Source organism: Amycolatopsis sp. N2S4-7, from assembly GCF_058119595.1.
Genome location: NZ_CP172299.1, coordinates 9878576 through 9896589, shown reverse-complemented (window position 1 = coordinate 9896589; position 18014 = coordinate 9878576). Strand labels below are relative to the sequence as shown.

General features: G+C 70.7%; 13 protein-coding genes and 2 pseudogenes. 5 read left to right on the top strand and 10 right to left on the bottom strand.

Features of this window, described 5'->3' with window-relative positions; genetic code table 11:
* Window positions 1–160 precede the first annotated feature (160 nt).
* The 7 genes and pseudogenes from ACH54P_RS46725 to ACH54P_RS46695 all read right to left on the bottom strand — a co-directional run bounded on the left by ACH54P_RS46725 (window position 161) and on the right by ACH54P_RS46695 (window position 10051).
* Complete coding sequence (locus ACH54P_RS46725; protein WP_489909736.1) at window positions 161–1027, bottom strand: GDSL-type esterase/lipase family protein; 867 nt, start codon at window positions 1025–1027, stop codon at window positions 161–163.
* A gap of 61 nt (window positions 1028–1088) precedes the next feature.
* Window positions 1089–3998, bottom strand: coding sequence for a glycosyl hydrolase 115 family protein (locus ACH54P_RS46720; RefSeq protein ID WP_489909735.1), 2910 nt, complete (start codon window positions 3996–3998; stop codon window positions 1089–1091).
* A gap of 239 nt (window positions 3999–4237) precedes the next feature.
* Window positions 4238–5200 (bottom strand): arabinan endo-1,5-alpha-L-arabinosidase, encoded by a 963-nt coding sequence (locus ACH54P_RS46715; protein WP_489909734.1) that lies wholly within the window; start codon window positions 5198–5200, stop codon window positions 4238–4240.
* Window positions 5201–5319: 119 nt separating this feature from the next.
* Window positions 5320–5973: pseudogene (locus ACH54P_RS46710) on the bottom strand (arabinofuranosidase catalytic domain-containing protein); the annotation flags it as partial.
* Between the two features lie 53 nt (window positions 5974–6026).
* The gene (locus tag ACH54P_RS46705) at window positions 6027–7547 is read right to left on the bottom strand and encodes a family 43 glycosylhydrolase (protein ID WP_489909733.1); all 1521 of its coding nucleotides are present in this window, start codon (window positions 7545–7547) and stop codon (window positions 6027–6029) included.
* A 36-nt stretch (window positions 7548–7583) separates the two neighbouring features.
* A complete protein-coding gene (locus ACH54P_RS46700; RefSeq protein WP_489909732.1) occupies window positions 7584–8636 on the bottom strand; it encodes a rhamnogalacturonan acetylesterase in 1053 nt (350 codons plus the stop codon).
* Window positions 8637–8758: 122 nt separating this feature from the next.
* A complete protein-coding gene (locus tag ACH54P_RS46695) occupies window positions 8759–10051 on the bottom strand; it encodes a right-handed parallel beta-helix repeat-containing protein (protein WP_489909731.1) in 1293 nt (430 codons plus the stop codon).
* Here ACH54P_RS46695 and ACH54P_RS46690 point away from each other — a divergent pair.
* Window positions 10047–10262, top strand: a pseudogene (locus ACH54P_RS46690) (methylated-DNA--[protein]-cysteine S-methyltransferase); the annotation flags it as partial. The gene ACH54P_RS46695 and the pseudogene ACH54P_RS46690 overlap by 5 nt on opposite strands.
* A 4-nt stretch (window positions 10263–10266) precedes the next feature.
* Here ACH54P_RS46690 and ACH54P_RS46685 read toward each other — a convergent pair.
* On the bottom strand, window positions 10267–12498 hold the full coding sequence (locus ACH54P_RS46685) for an extracellular catalytic domain type 1 short-chain-length polyhydroxyalkanoate depolymerase (RefSeq protein WP_489909730.1): 2232 nt from the start codon (window positions 12496–12498) through the stop codon (window positions 10267–10269).
* A 155-nt stretch (window positions 12499–12653) separates the two neighbouring features.
* Between ACH54P_RS46685 and ACH54P_RS46680 the strand changes: the two genes are divergently transcribed.
* Genes ACH54P_RS46680 through ACH54P_RS46670 form a run of 3 tightly spaced genes read left to right on the top strand, consistent with a single transcriptional unit; the run spans window position 12654 to window position 15137 of the window.
* Window positions 12654–13529: a helix-turn-helix transcriptional regulator gene (locus tag ACH54P_RS46680; protein ID WP_489909729.1), complete on the top strand. Its 876-nt coding sequence runs from the start codon at window positions 12654–12656 to the stop codon at window positions 13527–13529.
* A 43-nt stretch (window positions 13530–13572) separates the two neighbouring features.
* Window positions 13573–14421 (top strand): oxidoreductase, encoded by an 849-nt coding sequence (locus tag ACH54P_RS46675; RefSeq protein WP_489909728.1) that lies wholly within the window; start codon window positions 13573–13575, stop codon window positions 14419–14421.
* The gene (locus ACH54P_RS46670; protein ID WP_489909727.1) at window positions 14418–15137 is read left to right on the top strand and encodes an SDR family oxidoreductase; all 720 of its coding nucleotides are present in this window, start codon (window positions 14418–14420) and stop codon (window positions 15135–15137) included. Before ACH54P_RS46675 ends, ACH54P_RS46670 begins: the two co-directional genes overlap by 4 nt.
* Before the next feature lie 4 nt (window positions 15138–15141).
* Here ACH54P_RS46670 and ACH54P_RS46665 read toward each other — a convergent pair whose 3' ends face one another.
* Window positions 15142–15984 carry an NAD(P)H-hydrate dehydratase gene (locus tag ACH54P_RS46665; RefSeq protein ID WP_489909726.1) on the bottom strand — a complete coding sequence of 281 codons (843 nt, stop codon included), beginning with the start codon at window positions 15982–15984 and terminating at the stop codon, window positions 15142–15144.
* Between the two features lie 4 nt (window positions 15985–15988).
* A complete protein-coding gene (locus tag ACH54P_RS46660; protein WP_489909725.1) occupies window positions 15989–16708 on the bottom strand; it encodes a histidine phosphatase family protein in 720 nt (239 codons plus the stop codon).
* Window positions 16709–16790: 82 nt separating this feature from the next.
* On the opposite strand from ACH54P_RS46660, the gene ACH54P_RS46655 reads away from it, so the two are divergent.
* Window positions 16791–18014 carry a PP2C family protein-serine/threonine phosphatase gene (locus ACH54P_RS46655; protein ID WP_489909724.1) on the top strand — a complete coding sequence of 408 codons (1224 nt, stop codon included), beginning with the start codon at window positions 16791–16793 and terminating at the stop codon, window positions 18012–18014.

Here is an 18014-nt window from a genome sequence, read left to right as displayed (position 1 = left end):
GCCAGCGGCGTGCTCAACCGGATCAAGAACATCATCACCACCGGCTGACCACACCCGCCGTCCCGCATGCGGTTCCCAGGGCCGGATTCCCCGTGAGCGCCACCACGGGGAATCCGGCGGTGGTCCGCCGTGCGGGTCCGGATCGCCGCCGGGCTCCCTGTTACCTGAGGTAGCTCGCCAGGGGAATCTTCTGGTCCCGCAGCGCCTTCGCCACGACCCCGGCGATCTTGTCCGCGCCGGCAGCCTCGAAGTGCGTGTGGTCGTTGCAGAAGAACGCACCCACCGCGCCCTTGGTGTAGTCGCCGTTGTTCGGGCACAGTCTGAGCGTGTTGTAGAGCGTGTAGCTGAGCTTGTGCAGGTCGATGACCGGCGTGCCGGTCGCGGCGCCCGCCGCCGCGGTTTCGGTGAGGAATCCCCGGTTGCCGACGGCCGTGCTGCCGCTGCACGTGATCGCCGCCACCGGCGTCAGCAGGATCGGGTGGGCGCCCCGGTCCTCGGCCGCCCGGGCCATCGCGGTGAGCAGGCTCTGGTAACGAGCCCGGCCCACGTGCCGCGGGCAGTTCGCGTCGCCGTCGTTGATGCCGAACTGGATGACCAGGTAGTCGCCGGCGTGCATCCCGTTCACCGGATCGAGCATGTCCAGCCACCGCTGGGCGTAGGTCTTCGGGCTCACCACGCACTCGCCGGCGGAATCCTTGCTGCCCGTGACATTGGACTCGTACAGCCACGTCTGGACGCTTCGGCCCGACACCGCCTTGTTGACGACCGTGACATCGTCGGTGAACAGCCGGTCGAACCTGCTCCCCCACCCCACCGGGCAGGTCGACTTCGGTTCCGCCATGGTCGAGTCGCCCGCCATCCACACCTTCACCTTGGCCGCCGCCAGGTCCGCACCGCCGGTGCCGGCCGCACAACTCGCGCCGCTCCCACCGGGCGAAGCACCGGCCGTCCCGGCACCCGCCACCATCGGTGCGGCCAGCACCATCGCGATGGCCACGATCCCGTTGCGTACTCCGACACTCACCATGAGCTCTCCTCCACATAGGATTGATCCGCGCCGGGCACGGGTGGTGCGCACGAACCAGCCTTCACGGCCCGGGGTGGGGATTGAAGACGGGGTGAAAGCTCTCCGGCGGCGCGAGGTAGGTGGCCGGCAGCCCGCCGGTGTCGATGACGATCTGGTCGACGGCGTTCGCCGGGTCGACCACCCAGAGCTTGAGGACGTGGTCGCCCGGCCGGTCCACGGTGATGCTCGTGGTCAGTTTCTCGATGCCCTCGACCACGTTGCGCGACCACGCTGCGGTGGCGGAGGTGACCCCCGTCCCCTTGAGCAGGATCGGGGTGCCGGAATCGAGGCCGATGGCGAGCCTGCGGGTGCCGCGTTCGTCCAGGGAGGGCAGCCGGTACACGGTGACCGGGAAGGTGCCGGTCGTGGTGAAGCGGACGTTGTACTGCAGTTCGGGCGCCACGGTGCGGCTGTCCCCGTCGAGGCGTGCCGCCGTGAACGGAGCACCGGTGACGGCGGCGCCGGACCGGCCGAGGCCGGGAACCGTCTGCCAGGTCGCCCCGGACCGCGGTACCAGCCGGTCGTAGTGCTCGGCCTCGATCGACACGTAGCCGTGTGCCTCGACGAAACCGGTCGCCGCCGCCCGGCCCCGCTCGCCGTCGTTGGCGACCTGCAGCGGCACGGTCACCGTGGCGCCCGCGCCGGTGATGCGCACCTGGGGGCTGCCGACGCCTGCCGGGGCCGCGGCCCAGTCGACGCTGACCCAGATCCGCGCCTGATCCGGGGTGGTCCCTGCCCTGGTGCTGACCTGCACCCAGGGGTGGCTGGGGGCCGCCTGCCAGGACAGCGGGGCGAAACCGGTGTTGAAGATGTCGATGAACCGCCGGTTCCGGGTGTACGAAGAGAACGTCAGGGGCCGGGTGACGCCGGTTTCGTTGCCCTCGGCAGCCACCCCGAGGCCTACGGCGCTCGTCCGGGTCCGCCTGGTCACGGCGGGCACCCGCGGGGCCTTGGGGACGTTGGCCGGGTACGGGTTGATGATCTCCTTCCACTTGCCCCCGGCGATCGCGGTGTTGTAGCGGCGGGTCAGCGCGTCCTCGTCGGCCTGGGCCCGCTCGGCGAGGTCGGCGAAGACGTTCACCCCGGCCCCGCGGCCCTGCTTGACGGCGAGCGCGTTGCGGTCGGCGCACACGAACTTCAGGTTCATCAGGTACGCGCCCGTCAGCGGATACTGCAGTAACTCGAAGAAAGCGTCCTGGTAGGACGACGGCAGCTGCCGGGCCACCGCCTCGGCGCGGCCGATCAGGCTCCGGTACGCCGCCATCCGCCGTTCCGCCTCGTCGCCGTGGTGGACGAGCGAGAAGACCCCGCTCTGGATGAACTCGGGGCGGCGGGCCGCGGCCAGCTCGTAGTAGCCCTGCCGGATCTCGGCGATCTCGTGGGCGTGCGCGGCGCCGAACTGCCGGCCGGCCCACTCGGCCAGCCGGGGTTGCCCGTCCTCCGCGCGCCACCGGTCGATGTCCCAGGCGAGCGCCATCGCGAACGACAGCCCGGTCTCCTGCGACTTCAGGTCGCCCACGTTGACGATCCAGGTGTGGCGGACCCCGTTGTCGTACGCCCGGCGCAGCTCCTGCCAGATCTTGGCCGGCGCCGTGGTGTCCAGCCACAGGTAGCTCTTCGGCGATCCCCAGTAGGAAATGTGGTAGTACAGGCCGTTGCCGCCGGCCCGCTGCCGCTCGGCCGCCGTGGGCAGCTGCCGCATGTTCCCGTGGTTGTCGTCCGGCCAGATCAGCGTCACGTCGTCGGGCACCCGCACCCCGGCGTTGTAGAGCTCGAGCACCTCCTTGTACGGGATGAAGATCTGCGGCACGGCACCGACCTCTTCCGCCAGGATCCGGCGCTGCCGGGTGATGATGTCGTTCATCACCGCGACCCGCTCGGCCGTGGTCTTGGCGTTCTTGGTGACCAGGCCCGAATCGTGGACGCCGCGCATGCCGACGGTCCAGACGCTTTCGTACCGGGCGTTGGCTTTCGCCCGGGCGCGCCAGTAGTCGAGGATCGTCTCCGGGTTGACCGTGTAGTCGTACTCCGGGAGGCTGCCGTCCGGGTTGCGGTGTGCCTCCGCCCACGGCTGCCACTCGTGGACGTTGTTGCGCAGCAACGCCTCCGGGTGGCTGGAGCCGACGACGACGCCGTACTCGTCGGCCAGGCGTGCGTTGTCGGGGTACTTGTTGAAGTGGTCGGATTCGGGGTGCATGGCCGGCCACAGGTAGTTCGCCTTGAGCCGCAGCATCAGCTCGAAGACCCGGATGTAGGTGGCCGGCCCGATGTGCTTGCCGGGCTCTTCCGTCCGGTACGCCCACTGCGACAGGTTGTCCTCGTCGTTGAGGAAGATGCCGCGGTACCGGACCGCAGGCTCACGCCGCTTCTCCGTGGCCGGGGACAGGGTCACCGTGTCGCGGCGCGGCACCGGAACGTCGGCCCACCAGTACCACGGCGAGACGCCGATGCGCTCGGACAGGTCGTAGACGCCGTAGACGGTGCCGCGACGGTCGCTGCCGGCGATGACCAGTGCGCGGTCGACCCCGGCGATCGGCGCCTCGACGACCTGGGTCACCGACGCCTCCCAGCGCCCGGCGACCTCGGAGACGTCCAGGCGGCCGGACGCGACGAGCTCGTCGACGACCGGGCTGTGGCCGATCGTGCCGATCAGCACCGCCGTGCGCGACAGCCCGTCGGTGCGGTTCGTCAGGATCGGCAGCACACCACTGACCCGCTCGACGTCCGCCTGCAGGTCGCCCGCCACGCGGCGGACGGCCACGTCGTCGGCCGAGTCCACGAACACGTCGGCGGCGACGCCTCCGGTGACCAGGGAAAAGCCGGCGCCCGCGGCGGCGGCCGGCCCGGCGGCGAGCAAGGTCGCGGCGGCCGGCGTCAGCGGGAGCACTCCCGCCGCGGCCAGCCCCCGCAGGAACGACCGGCGGGATGACACGGATGCGTCGTCCTTCGGATGGCCCGACGGCGTTGCGCTCACTGGAGTTTCCCTTCGACATGGCTGCTTGGCGGCGCTGTGGTGCGGAGATGCCGATCACCTGCCGGTGTCGACGCCTTCGCCGGATTCGACGGCGGATCACCCCGCGCAAGGGTGCCCGGCCCGGAATCTTGTCCGGGTCCGGACTTGGCACAGGGCCGGGAGTTCGTCACCCCCGGCAAACCAGTCCCTGCGGCCCCTCAGGTGACGCTCGGCCAGCCGGCGGAGTCGTACGTCAGGTGGTTGATACCCAGGAAGGACGCGCCGTTGTCGGCGTAGTAGTGGTAGACGAGCAGGTCGCCGTCGGTGTCGGCGAGCACCGCCTGGTGGCCCGGGCCGTGGATGCTGCCGTGCCCGGCCAGGATCTGGGTGCCCCCGCCGGAGGTCATCGATACGCCGTTGCGGTCGGTGTAGGGGCCGGTGACGCTGGTGGACCGGCCGGCCATCACCCGGTACGTGCTCGCCGCGCCGCGGCAGCACAGGTCGAACGACACGTACTGGTAGTAGTACTGGCCGCGCTTGACGATGAAGGGCGCCTCGATCGCGCCGCCGCCGCGCCCGGCAACGGCGGTCATGCCGGTGCCCAGGCGCAGTCCCGTCGCGGGGTTCAGCTGGATCAGCTTGATACCCGACCAGAACGAGCCGAAGTCCAGCCACCACCGGCCCTGGTCGTCGACGACCAGGTTCGGGTCGATGGCGTTGAAGTTGTCACTGCTGCGCGACTCGACGACCAGGCCACGGTCGGTCCAGGTCCCGGAGTTGCCCGAGGGGCTGGTGGCCAGGAAGATCGCCGAGTGGTTGGAGCCGAACGTCGAGGCCGCGTAGTACAGGTAGTACTGGCCGTTGTGGTAGGAGATGTCCGGCGCCCACAGGTTCCGGCTGCCGCCGGTGTAGGAGTTCGCCCACGGCGCACCGCCCGGGAACGCCGAGCCGGCGTTGCGGAACGCGACGCGGTCGGCGGAGGTTTTCAGCGCGATGCCGTTCCCGGTGGCGGCGACCAGGTAGCTGCCGTCCGGGCGTTTGACCACGCTCGGGTCGTGCACGCCGGTATCCCCGGTGACGCGCCCGGGATTCGGGTAGGTCGCCGCGGCGGCGGCCGGCGCGGTCAGCAGCGCCGCCACGAACAGGAAGACTGCGATGAACCGTGATCGAGCGGCCGACATGGTGCCTCCATCGACAACCTGACGAAGTGGACGTCCGGGAACGCCATGACCGGGAACACTCCCAGCCATGGCGGCCAAGAAACTTGGAACCGGCAAAGCGGGTCGGATCACCCCGGCGAAGAGCCGGTGGCGTAACCGGCGGCGGTGATGTCGGCCTGCACCGCGTTCTCGGTGGCGTCCGACACGCCACCGGACTGGGCGTTGCCGCCCCGGATCGCCCACCGGTTCGGGCCGCCCTTGACGATGGCGGTCAGGAAGCGGTGGCTGATGCTCGGGTCGTTGGCGTTGCAGTGCTGGTTGACCCCGGAGAACAGCCCGTTTTCGAGGTCGGCCATGATCCACAGGCCACTTCCGCTGCCGTAGCCCCAGACCTTGATGTTGCCGAAGTAGACGGCCTCCATCGTGCCGTTGCCGTTGTCCCGGCTGTTGCGCTCGGCGTTGCCGTAGATGACCGTGATCAGGCAGGTGGTGCCCGCGCAGAAGGAGTCCTGCGCCGCGGAGTTCGCCACCCCGCCCGCGCTCAGCGGGCCGATGTCCCGCGTCGCCTTGTCCGACGAACGCCGGACCTGGTACAGCGGGCCGGTGTAGTTGCCGTACAACGCCCTCGTGGTGCTGTGCGCGGCCACGCACGGCGTCCCACCGGCCGCGTAGATGTCGCACGGGCCCTGGGTGGCGGCCTGTGACGTGCCGCCGCCGGCCAGCAGGCTCGTGACGAGCACGCCGGTGGTGGTGATGGCGGCCTGAGCGTGCGAAAATCCCGACTTCCGTGCCATCGTCGCTCTCTCCCGTCGTGTCCGGGTGCCACTGCCTCACGTCTCACGCGGAACTAGCCGGTTTGCACGAGGCTGAAGTCGTCGACGTTCACCCAGTTGCCCGCGTTCGCGTCGGAGAACACGCCCACCTGGATCGACCCGTTGGTCACCGTGATGCCGGAGATCGTCACCTTCGTCCAGCTGCCGATCGACCGGTTGATCGCCGAACTCACCTCGCTCCCGCCGAAGTTCTTGGCGAAGATCGTCGCGTTCTTCTGGCCGCCGCTGCTCTTGACCCAGGCCGACAGGGTGTACGTCCCGTTCGGCAGCGCGATGTTCTGATACCGCGAGGCGTTGTACGCCGACGATGCACTCTGCGCGATCGACCAGCGCCCCGTGTGCCCGCCCTGCTTGTTGCTGTTCACGTTCCCACCGGTGATGGTCCACCCGGCCAGGGCGTTCTGCGCGACCCGGTCGGCCTCGGCGCCCGGGTTCAGGACGTAGTTGTTCCCGCTGCCGACCGACCACGTCCCCGCGGCGGCGTCGACGTTCCACTGGCTCAGCGAGTGGAACACCGGCTTCGTCCCGTCGAAGGTGACCGGCACCCACTGGTTGTAGCCGATGCCGTTGCCGGCGAAGTCGCTCCAGCGGTCGCCGCCGAACATCACGAACGACCCGGAAGAACCGGTCACCGTGAACGCCAGCCCGGTCTGGGTGACGTGCGAGAAGTCGGCGTCCGTGCCCTGCATCACGAACTCCGGGCCGTACCCGCTCGAGACCTTCGTCGAAGTGTTGCAGTACGTGTGGGACGCGTTCCAGCCGTGCAAATCGGACGAACAGACGTAGTAGGTTCCCTTGTACTTGAACATGACGTTGCCTTCACGGCCGCCCGCGGAGCTGTTGTAGATGTTCGCGGCGGGTTCGACGTGCAGGTAGTCCGACGGCCGCAGCGCCGCGACGTACAGATGCGACCGGCCGCTCTTGTTGCTGAAAGCCAGATAGGCCTTTCCGTCGTCGTCGACGAAGACCGACTGGTCACCGGACATGCCGGTGGAGACGTTGGCGATGTTCGACTGCGTGGCCGCCCGGGTGAAGCGGCCGTTCGGCGTGCTGCTCGTCCCGAACACCAGCTCGCTGTTGAGCTGGGAAATCAGCACGTACTTGCCCGTGGTGGGGTTGCGCGCGACACCGATCCGGCCGACCCAGCCCGCTCCCCCGAGGTCCGCGGCGGTCATCGCGTTGCCTTCGAACTTCCAGTTCGCCAGATCGGTGGACGAATAGATCGTGATCGCGCTCAAGGAAGTGTTGCCGTTCTTCCCGGCGGCGGGGTTGTCGTAGTAGGTGACCGCTCCGTTGTACTTGGCCCCGTACCAGTAGTAGGTGTTGCCGACCTTCAGCACACCCCCGCCCTGGGAGTAGATCGGGTTCCCGGCGGTGTCCTTCCAGAACACGTCGTTCTGGATCGTGGCGCTCGCGGCCACCTGCGGTGCCGGAGCGGCCTCGGCGGCACTCGCGGGGCCCCCGACCGGCGTCAGCGCGACCACGAGGGGAAGCAGCAGCGAGGCGATCGTTCGCCTGGAAGTTTTACCCACCATTTCACATCCTTCCGTTTCGGACGGCCTTCGGGCGGTTCAGCGCAGGTAGCCGACGAGCGAGAGGTTCTGCTCGCGGATGCCCTGCACCACCAGGTTCGCCATCTGTGTCGCGCCGTAGGCCGAGAAGTGCGTGTTGTCGCTGACGCCGTCGGTGGCCTTGGTGAGGTAGATCTTCTGCGACCCCGACGGGCCGAGGGACTCCACCAGGGCCTTGCTCTTGGCCGTCAGGTCGATCACCGGCACGCTCGCGCTCTTGCCCAGCGCCCGGATCACCGCGGGCAGGTCCACGCCCACGCCGTTGACGTGCAACGCGGTCGAAGTCAGCTTGGTGCCGCTGAATTGCCGCCGCACCGGCGGAGTCACCAGCACCGGGACACCACCGCGCTCCCGCACTCCATTGACCAGCTTCGTGAGGTTGTCGCGAAACGCCGTCGCCGACGTCTGCTTGTCGTTGTGCCCGAACTGGATGAACACCAGGTCCTTGCTCTTGATCAGCGGCTTCATCCGCGGGAACAGCGCACTGTTGGACAGGAAGCTGCCCGAGCTCTCCCCGGAATCCGCATAGTTCGCCACCACCGCACCGCCCCGCACGCTCGCCGGCAACTCCTGACCCCACCCGGTGTACGGCGCGATCAGCTGGTCGCAGACCGTCGAGTCCCCCGCCAAGTACACCGCCAACGGCGCCGCGGCCGCCGTCACCGTCAACGAGCTGATCGCCGGCGCGCTGCCGGAGAACGTGATGTCCAAGCCCGCCGTCCCCGTGCCGCCCTGACCGGTCGGCTGCCCCTCCGGGTTGCGCACGTTGACCGTCACGGTGGTGGGGACGACCTGGCCCGCGCTCGTCGAGACCGCGTTCAGGACCTGCCGGCGCGCCTCCACCGACATCGATGTGTTCGCCGCCTTCGAAGCGCTGCCGAGCCCCACCGTGACATCGTAATTGCCCGGCGAGACGGCGAAATGACACTTGATCGGCGCCGTCCCCGAACACTGCGCGGGCAGGGCGAGCGGGGCGGCGACCGCGGGAACGGGGGCGAGCGCGGCCGCCGCGGCCAAGCCGGCCACGAGGATCGCGTACTGCTTGAGGGACATGTGAACTCCTGTCGCGTCTGTCCGATGCGGATGAGAGGGCTGGAAAGCGCTTTCTGCAGGGAGTTGTGAACGTGCACGCCGAAAGGGGTGACCTCCGCGTCCGGAAGTCGCGCCTTTCCTCGTCAGGACTCGAAAGCCCCGAGGTCCGGCGCCTTCCCGTTGTAGGGCAGCCCGACGTTGGTGCCCTTGTCGATCAGCGTGCTGTTCGAGGCGAGGCGGAGGTGGGGCAGCACGGGCAGGCTGCCGTCGGCTTGGCGCCGCGCGTCCCAGCCGGACGTCGACACGCTCTGGAACTGCGAGTCCGACAGCGTGACGCTCAGGTTCCAGGAGTTGTACGAGGCGCTCGTGCCCGGCATGTTCGACGTCAGGGTGCCCTGGTAGGCGATGTTGTTGCGCAGGTTGCCCAGCCCCGTCGCCCCGCCGCTCGAGGTGATCCCGAGCATGTTGTAGTCCGGGTGGTTGTTGTAGCTGGTGTTGTTGAAGTAGTCGTTGGCCAGCGTGTGGTGGTTGGCGTAGACGCCCGCGGCCTTGTTGTCGAACGCCGCCGAGCCACGAAGGAAGTGCTTGACGCCGTTGCTGACGTACTTGCCGCCGTAGCCGCCCATCTTGAAGCCGTTGCCGTTGCCGGACGGCGTGGTGGTCTGCGGCAGGTAGCCGTTGCGCCACGCCCACGAATTCTCGATGGTCACCGAGGAGAACGCGTTGATCAGGTCGAACCCGTCGTCGGAGTTCCACCACGCGCGGCAGCCGCGGAAGACGTTGCCCGGGTGGTTCGCGGAGATGTGCGCCCCGAACCCGTCGGCGCTTTCCCCCGCCCCGTTCGACGTCCGGGGGTCGTAGTTGTCGTGCGAATCGGAATTGAGGACGAGGTTGCCGCCGCCGTCCTGGACGAACAGGCCCGGTCCCATGTTGTTGTGCAGGTTCAGCAGCTCGAAGGTGTTGTTGCTGCCGGAGATCCAGATGCCCCAGGACTCGTGGTTGAGGTTGTTGTTCTGGGGCACGCCCTTGACTTCCAGTCCCTTGAGGTGGATGTAGCTGCCGGTGACGTCGAAGCCCTTGATCCGGCAGTTGTCGCTCACCCGCGAGAAGTCGAAGACCGGGATCTCCCCCGGAGCGGCCCAGTAGCGGATCGGGTTGCCCGAACTGCCGCTCTTGTTCAGGGTGATCGCGTCCACCCGGTCCGTCCCGCTCGCGCAGCTCCTGTTCGCGCGGGAATAGCTGTAGGTGCCGCCCCGGAAGTAGACCGTGTCACCCGGCTGGGCGACAGCCTGGGCGTGGGCGATCGAAGCCCAGGGAGCGGTTTGCGTCCCGGCGGCGCTGTCACTGCCCGCCGGGGCGACGTAGTAGGTCTTTCCGGCCGCCGGGCTGCTCGCTGCCACCGGGGCGACGGCGAGGGCGGCCGCCGCAGCCCGCACCTACGGGCAGCTGGCCGCGGAGCTGGGCGACCCCGGCGCCGCGCAGGCGGTCGGCAACGCCAACGGCTGGAACCCGATCAGCGTCATCGTGCCCTGCCACCGGGTGGTCGGCACCGGCGGCCTGACCGGGTACGCCGGCGGCCTCGCCCGCAAGCGGTTCCTCCTCGGCTTGGAGGAACCACCCGCGGACGAGGCCGGCCGGTTGTTCTGACGCCCTAGCCCACCGCGCAGCTCACGGTCGGCGCGGTCAGGTTCCCGCCGTGCTCGACGGTGAAGCCGATGACGTTGCCGCTCCCGTTGGGCCGGGCCGTCAGCACGTACCCGGTGCTGTCCCAGGTGCCGGTGTAGTTCCAGCTGCCGATGACCTTCTGCGGCGCGTGGAAGGTCACCGTGACCACCCAGTTGTTCGCGCCCGACACCGTCACCTGGCCGTTGAAGCCGACGTTCCACTCAGCCGTCTTCGCGTAGGCCGCGGTGCAGCCGCCCGGCGGCGGGGTCGTGGTCGTGGTGACCGGCGGCGGGGTGGTGGTCGTCGTCGGGCCGCCACCCGGCGGCGCACCGTTGTTCAGCGCGTCGAGCACGGCGGTGTAGGCCGCCTTCTTCTGCCCGTTGCCGTCGAACAGCAGCGGGGTCGCGGACGCGCGCCAGGAGTCCGTGTCCCGGATCCCCCAGACGGTGATGCCGGTGCACCGGGCCACGGCGAGGCAGGCCTGCGTGACCGTGCGGTAGTTGTTCGCCTGGGCGGTACCCGACCCTTCGACGTCCAGCTCGGTGATCTGCACGTCCACGCCGAGGTCGGCGAAGTTCTGCAGGGTCGTCTGGTAGTTCGACGGCACCGGGCTGTTGCTGTTGAAGTGCGACTGGAAGCCGACGCAGTCGATCGGCACGCCGCGGGCCTTGAAGTCCTGCACCATCCGGTAGACGGCCTGGGTCTTCGCGTGGCTCCAGTCGTCGGTGTTGTAGTCGTTGTAGCAGAGCTTGGCGTCCGGGTCGGCCGATCGCGCCGCGCGGAACGCCACCTCGATCCAGTCGTCGCCCGTGCGCTGCAGGTTCGAGTCGCGCCGGGCGCCGGAGCTGCCGTCGGCGAAGGCCTCGTTCACGACGTCCCAGGCGTAGATCTTGCCGCGGTAGTGGGACGCGACCTGGGTGACGTGGTTGAGCATCGCCTGCCGCAGCGAAGACCCCTCCATGCTCTGCATCCAGCCGGGTTGCTGCGAGTACCACGCCAGCGTGTGCCCGCGCATCCGCGCGCCCTGGCTCGTCGCCTGGTTCACGATGCGGTCGGCGTTGCCGTAGCTGAACTGGTTCTGGTTCGGCTCGGTGGCGTCGATCTTCATCTCGTTCTCGGGCGTGATCATGCTGAATTCACGGCTCAGGATGCCGGTGTAGGTGCTGTCCGACAGCTTGTTCGCCGCGACCGCCGTGCCGAAGTAGCGGCCGGTCCGGTTCGCCGCGCTGCCCAGCGTGGTGCCGGACGGCGGCGCGGACGTCGTCGTGGTGGGCGTGGTGGTGGTCGAGCCGCCGCTGTTCAGGCCGAGGAACGCGATCGCGTACGGCACCATCCCGTTCTGCGGCAGCGAATGCCCGGCGCCCTGGACGCCGATGCCCTCGACCGGCGCCTGCGCGCCCGTGCCGCCGTAGCGGGTGCGGGTCCAGCCGGACTGCGGGGCATCACTCGACGACGGCGTCTGGCTCAGCCCCTGCAGGTTGGTCCACTGCTTGATCTCTTCCCCGAAGTTCGGGTAGCGCAGGGTGTCGTCGGCGGTGCCGTGCCACAGCTGCATCCGCGGGTACGGGCCGCTGCGGCCGCCGCTCATCTGCCGGGCCTGGTCGCCCCACTGCTGCGCCGTCTTGATCAGCTGGCCGCCCGAGCACTGGCTGTTCCAGCTGGACCCGTCGGTGGTGGCGAAGCAGCCGGCCGGCACGCCCATGAACGCCGAGCCGGCGGCGAACACGTCCGGGTACTCCGCCGCGAGCACGTTCGTCATCATCGCGCCGGAGGAGAACCCGGTGACGAACACGCGGGCGGGGTCGACGTTGTACCGCTGCTTCGCGTAGTTGACCATCGAGAGGATGCCGACCGGGTCACTGCCGCCGCCGCGGGTGAGCGCCTGCGGTGAGGAGACGTCGAAGCACTGCCCGCTGCGCGTGGCTTCCGGGAACACGATGACGTACCCGTACTGGTCGGCCGCGGTGACGTAGTCGCGGGCGTAGCCGTTGAACACCGCCGAAGCCGAGCCGGTGCAGTAGTGGACGGCCACCAGCAGCGCCGGGCGCGAGGCGACCCGGTCCGGCACGTACGTGTACATGTTGAGGTTGCTGGGATTGCTGCCGAAGTCGGTCACCCGGGTCAGCGTGGCCGCGGACGCCGGCTGGGCGGCGACCAGCACGACCGCGGCGACCACCGGCACGACGGCGGCCAACAGGGCGGTGAGGAGTCTTCGCACGCGGGAAATCCTTTCCGGGGGGCAGGAGAGGAACTGCGACGATGGTTCGTCCCCGCCGACCGGCCGGTCAACGATTATCGAAATGTTTCGACGGCTTTCGAGGGTGGGTGCGGCGCGGCCACCCTCCGCGGTCCGATCGGGGTTAGCCTCGGATCATGGCCGAGAAAACGCCGCGGGGCGAAGCTCCTCCGTCGAGGGCGGTGACGAGGGTGACGGCGGGCAACGCGCTCGGGGAGTTCCTCCGCGCCCGCCGCGAGCAGGTGGGGCCGGAGGAGCTCGGCCTGCCCGCGGGCGGGGCACGCCGGGTCGCCGGCCTGCGCCGCGAGGAGGTCGCGCTGCTGGCCGGCGTCAGCACGGACTACTACATCCGGCTCGAGCAGGGCCGGGAGCGGCACCCGTCCGCGCAGGTCCTCGACGCGCTGGCCCACGGGCTGGCGCTGGACGACGACGCCACCGCGCACCTGCACCGGCTGGCCACGCCGGCGCCGGGACGTCGCCGTCGCACGCGGCGGCGGGAGCAGGTCAGCCCGAACCTCGTGCGGCTGATGGAAGGCTGGCCGGACACGCCCGCGCTCGTGCTCGGCCGCTGTCTCGAGGTGCTCGCGCACAACGCGCTGGGCGAAGCGTTGTTCGGCGGTCACACCCACAGCGGTGACCTGGTCCGGCTCGTGTTCCTCGACCCGGACGCGCGCGAGTTCTACCCGGACTGGGAGCGCGTCGCGGTGAACACGGTCGGCGGGCTGCGCGCGGCCGCGGGGATCGACCCGGACGACCCCCGGCTCATCGAGACGGTCGGCGAGCTGTCGGTCAAGAGCGCGGACTTCCGCCGGCTGTGGGCCCGCCACGACATCCGGCAGAAGACGCACGAGACCAAGCGGTTCCACCACCCGCAGGTCGGCGAACTGGTCCTCAGCTACGAAGCGCTGACCGTGAACAGCGCACCCGGCCAGCAGCTGGTCGTCTACCAGGCCGAGCCGGGCAGCCCGTCGGAAGCCGGGCTCGCCCTCCTCGGCAGTCTCGCCGCCGGCTGAAACACCCCTTTCCCCCTTTCCACAATGGACGGAGTACTTCGTCGTGCCCGAAAACGCTGTCTGGTTCATCACCGGCTGCTCCAGCGGCCTCGGCCGCGCACTGGCCGAAGCCGTGCTCGACCGCGGTCTGCGCGCCGTCGTCACGGCCCGCGATCCGGCTCAGGTCGCCGACCTCGCCGAGCGGCACGGCGACCGTGCGCTGGCCCTGCCGCTCGACGTCACCGACCACGCCCAGGTTGTCGACGCGGTGAAGCGCGCCGAAACCGCGTTCGGCCGGATCGACGTCCTCGTCAACAACGCCGGCTACGGCTACCTCGCCGCGGTCGAGGAAGGCGAGGACGAGGAGGTCCGGAAGCTGTTCGACACCAACGTGTTCGGCCTCGCCGACGTCACCAGGGCGGTGTTGCCGGGCATGCGGGCGCGCCGCAGCGGGCACGTCGTCACCGTGTCCTCGCTCGGCGGTCTCGCCGCCTTCGGCGCCACCGGCTACTACCACGCGACGAAGTTCGCCGTGGAAGGCCTTTCCGAGTCGCTGGCCGCGGAGGTGGCCCCGCTGGGCATCAAGGTGACCATCGTCGAGCCGGCCGCGTTCCGCACCCGCTGGTCCGGTCCCTCGATGCGGCAGTCGGCGACCCGCATCGACGACTACGCCGAGACGGCCGGCGCGCGCCGGGCCGCGACCACCGCGACCTACGGCCACCAGCCCGGCGACCCGGCCCGCGCGGCCGAGGCGATCCTCACCGCCGTCGACGCCGCCGAACCGCCGCTGCGGCTGCTGCTCGGCAAGGCCGCCTACACCATCGCCACCACCCGGCTCGACACCCTGCGGGCCGGTTTCGACACCTGGCGCGAGGTCACCCTCGGCGCCGACTTCCCGGAAGGAACCCCGTGAAGACCGTCCTCATCACCGGCGCCAGCAGCGGCATCGGGCACGCCACCGCGCTGCGGCTGGCCCGCGAAGGCCACCACGTCGTCCTCGGCGCCCGGCGCGAAGACCGGCTGACCGCGCTGGCGAAGGAGATCCACGACGCCGGCGGCACGGCCGACGTCCACCGGCTCGACGTCACCGACCGCGCGGACGTCGCCGCGTTCGCCGACGCCGCGGTCCGGGCCCACGGCCGGCTCGACGTGTTCGTCGCCAACGCCGGCGTGATGCCGTTGTCGCGGCTGGACTCCCTGCACGTCGACGAGTGGGACCGGATGATCGACGTGAACCTCCGCGGGCTGCTGCACGGGATCGCGGCCGCCCTGCCGCACTTCCGGCGGCAGGGGTCCGGGCACTTCGTGACGATCGCCTCCACCGGCGCGCACGAGGTCGTCCCGACGGCCGCGGTCTACTGCGGCACCAAGTACGCGGCCCGGGCGATCACCGAGGGCCTGCGCCTGGAGGCCGAACCCGGCATCCGCGTCACGACGGTGTCGCCGGGCGTCGTCGAGTCCGAACTGGCCGACAGCATCACCGAACCCGGTGCGCGGGAGGCGATGCGCACCTACCGCGCGGTGACGCTGCCGCCGGACGCGATCGCCGGGGCGATCTCCTACGCGATCGGGCAGCCGGCCGGCGTCGACGTCAACGAGCTCGTCGTGCGGCCGACCGCCCAGCGGTAGCCGCTCAGCGCTCCAGTTCGGCGATCACCCGCGGGATCTCGGCCACCAGCTCCCGCGCCAGCAGGCCGGTGCTGCCCGTGTGCGGGATCAACCGCTGGCCCGCGACGGCGTGGACGTGCGTCGCCCAGCAGGCCGCCTGCTCGACGGCGGCGCCGCGGGCGAGGAAACCGCCGGTCAGCCCGGCGAGCACGTCCCCGCTGCCGGAGGTCGCGAGCCCGACGTGCCCGCTCCCGTCGCGCCAGGTGCGCCCGCCCGGCTCGGCGACCACGCCCATGAGCAGCACCACACCCCGGTAGCGCTCGGCGATCCGCACCGCGGTCTCGAGGTTGTCGACGTCCTTTTCCTCGCAGCCGTCGAGGAAAGCGGCTTCGACCCGGTTCGGGGTGAGCAGCAGCCGGCCCGCCAGGGGCTCGGCGAGTTCGGGCGCGCGGCTCAGCGCGCCGAGCGCGAACGCGTCGAGCACCACCCGCGCGTCGGGGGCGATCGCGGGCACCAGCCGCCGCAGGAGGGCTTCGGTCTCCTCGGCGCCGGTGAGGCCGGGACCGGCCACGACGGTGCCGGCGCCGGGCAGCACGTCGGCCAGCCGGTCCACGGCGTCGCCGTCGATCGCGCCGGACTCCGTCTCGGGCAGGCCGAAGACCGACGACTCGGGCACCGAGACGCCGATGGCCGTCGCGTGCCGCTCGGCGACCGCCAGCTGGAGCGTGCCGGCCCCGGCCCGCAGGGCGGCGGCCCCGGACAGCGCCGGCGCCCCCGGCACGGTCCGGGCGCCGCCGACGACGAGCACGGTGCCGCGGTCCTCGGTGCCGATCAGCCGGTCCCGCAACAGGGCCGGGCTGATCGGCACCGGGTCAGGAGAGCTGCTCGGCGGCATCGTCGTCCGCCGTCCGCGGGGTGTCGGTGGCGTGCAGGTGGCCGACCTCCTGGGCCAGCACCATCGTGAACCCGCCGTCGCGGTCGCGTTCCCAGGCCGTCACCGAGGCGTTCGGGACCTCGGTGGCGCCGGCGGTGCGCAGCAGGTCGGGTTCCGGGATCCCTTCGAGGAGGTAGCGCAGGGCGAAGATCGTCATCTCGTGCGCGGACAGCAGCACGCGCGCGCCGGGCCGCTGCGCGCTCAGCTCGGCCAGCAGCGACCGCACCCGCAGCACGACGTCGGCCCAGGACTCCCCGCCCGGGGGCCGGTAGTAGAACTTGCCCAGCCGCTGCTTGCGGCGCAGCTCGTCGGGCCACCGCTCGCGGACGCCGTGCGACGTCAGCAGGTCCAGCACGCCGAGCTCGCGGTCGCGCAGCCGTTCGTCGGGGACGATCTCCACGCCGTCCGGCGCGGCCAGCCGGGCGGTGTCCCAGGCCCGGCGGTAGGTCGAGGTGACCACGAGGTCCAGCGGGCAGTCCGTCAGGAACTCGCCCGCCGCCTTCGCCTGTTCCCGCCCCAGCTCCGTCAGCGGCACGTCGGCGTCGCGTTCGGCGACGTCGATCACATCCGCGCCCGCCGACTCCGCCTCTTCCCGTGCCACGTTCCCGGTGCTCTGGCCGTGCCGCAGCACACCCACCCAGTCCAAGTCGACGCTCACGCCGGCCTGGTTACCCCGGGAGACCCGCCGTCGAAACCCGGGATGGTTAGGCCGGCAAAGGGGTTGCAGCTAGGGTCGTTCCATGTCGCGAAGTCTCGACGCCCAGGACCGGCTGCAGCAGCTGGAGACGATCATCGGAGCCCCGGCCGCCCACCTCGGCCTGCCCGAGCTGGTCACCGAAACCTTGCGGCGCCTGCGCGACGTCATGGAGGTCGACACCGCGACCGTCCTGCGCTACCAGGCCAACGGCCGCCAGCTGGTGGCGTTCGCCGCGGCCGGCATCGAGGAGGAAGTCCACCAGGGCGTGCGGGTGCCGGTGGGCCAGGGGTTCGCCGGCCGGGTCGCGCTCGATCGGGCCCCGGTCGTCCTCGACCACGTCGACGACACCACCGTCGTGAACTCCCTGCTCTGGGAACGGGGGCTGCACTCCATGCTGGGTGTGCCCATGCTCGCCGGGGACGAGCTCGTGGGGGTGCTGCACGTCGGTTCCGTCGAGCCCCGGCAGTTCGGCGAGGACGAGATCGGCACCATGCAGCTGCTCGCCGACCGCCTCGCCATGGCGGTCCAGGTGGAGGCGCTCGAGGAGAACCGCACCGCCACGATGGCGCTGCAGCGCAGCCTGCTGCCGAGCAGCCTGCCCGACGTGCCCGGCCTGGCCTTCGGCGCCCGGTACGTGCCCGGCGCGGAGACCGGCCTCGGCGGCGACTGGTACGACCTGTTCTTCCTGCCGGGCGACCGGCTCGGCGTCGTGATGGGCGACGTTTCCGGCCACGGCCTCGAAGCGGCCGTGATCATGGGACGGCTGCGCAGCGCCCTGCGTGCCTACGCCCTCGACTGCGAGAGCCCGGCCGACGTGCTCGCCAAGCTCGACCGCAAGGCCAACCACTTCGAGCACGGCGCGATGGCCACCGTCGCCTACGGGACCATCGACCCGGGCCGCGAGGTGCTGAACCTCTCCCTCGCCGGGCACCTGCCCCCGGTGCTGGCCGAGCCCGGCGGCGCCGGGCGGCTGGTGGACGCGCCCGCCGATCCCCCGATCGGGCTCACGATCGGCCGGCCCGAACGGCGCACGACCGTGATCGGCCTGCCGCCGGGCGGGGTTCTCGCGCTCTACACCGACGGGCTGGTCGAACGCCGGGACCGGCCGGTCGACGTCGGGATGCGGCAGCTGGCGGAGGCCGTGCACGCCGGGGAACCCGAACGGGTCTGCGCGCGGGTGATGGCCACGATGATCGGCAACCGGCCCGCCCAGGACGACGTCGCCCTGCTCGCCATCCAGCGGCGGGCCGTCCCGGCCGGCGCCTGA

Coding starts and splice junctions, on each gene's coding strand:
- ACH54P_RS46725 (WP_489909736.1), bottom strand. CDS start 1,027: ATGGTGAGTGTCGGAGTACGCAACGGGATCGTGGCCATCGCGATGGTG.
- ACH54P_RS46715 (WP_489909734.1), bottom strand. CDS start 5,200: ATGTCGGCCGCTCGATCACGGTTCATCGCAGTCTTCCTGTTCGTGGCG.
- ACH54P_RS46705 (WP_489909733.1), bottom strand. CDS start 7,547: ATGGTGGGTAAAACTTCCAGGCGAACGATCGCCTCGCTGCTGCTTCCC.
- ACH54P_RS46700 (WP_489909732.1), bottom strand. CDS start 8,636: ATGTCCCTCAAGCAGTACGCGATCCTCGTGGCCGGCTTGGCCGCGGCG.
- ACH54P_RS46680 (WP_489909729.1), top strand. CDS start 12,654: ATGGCCGAGAAAACGCCGCGGGGCGAAGCTCCTCCGTCGAGGGCGGTG.
- ACH54P_RS46655 (WP_489909724.1), top strand. CDS start 16,791: ATGTCGCGAAGTCTCGACGCCCAGGACCGGCTGCAGCAGCTGGAGACG.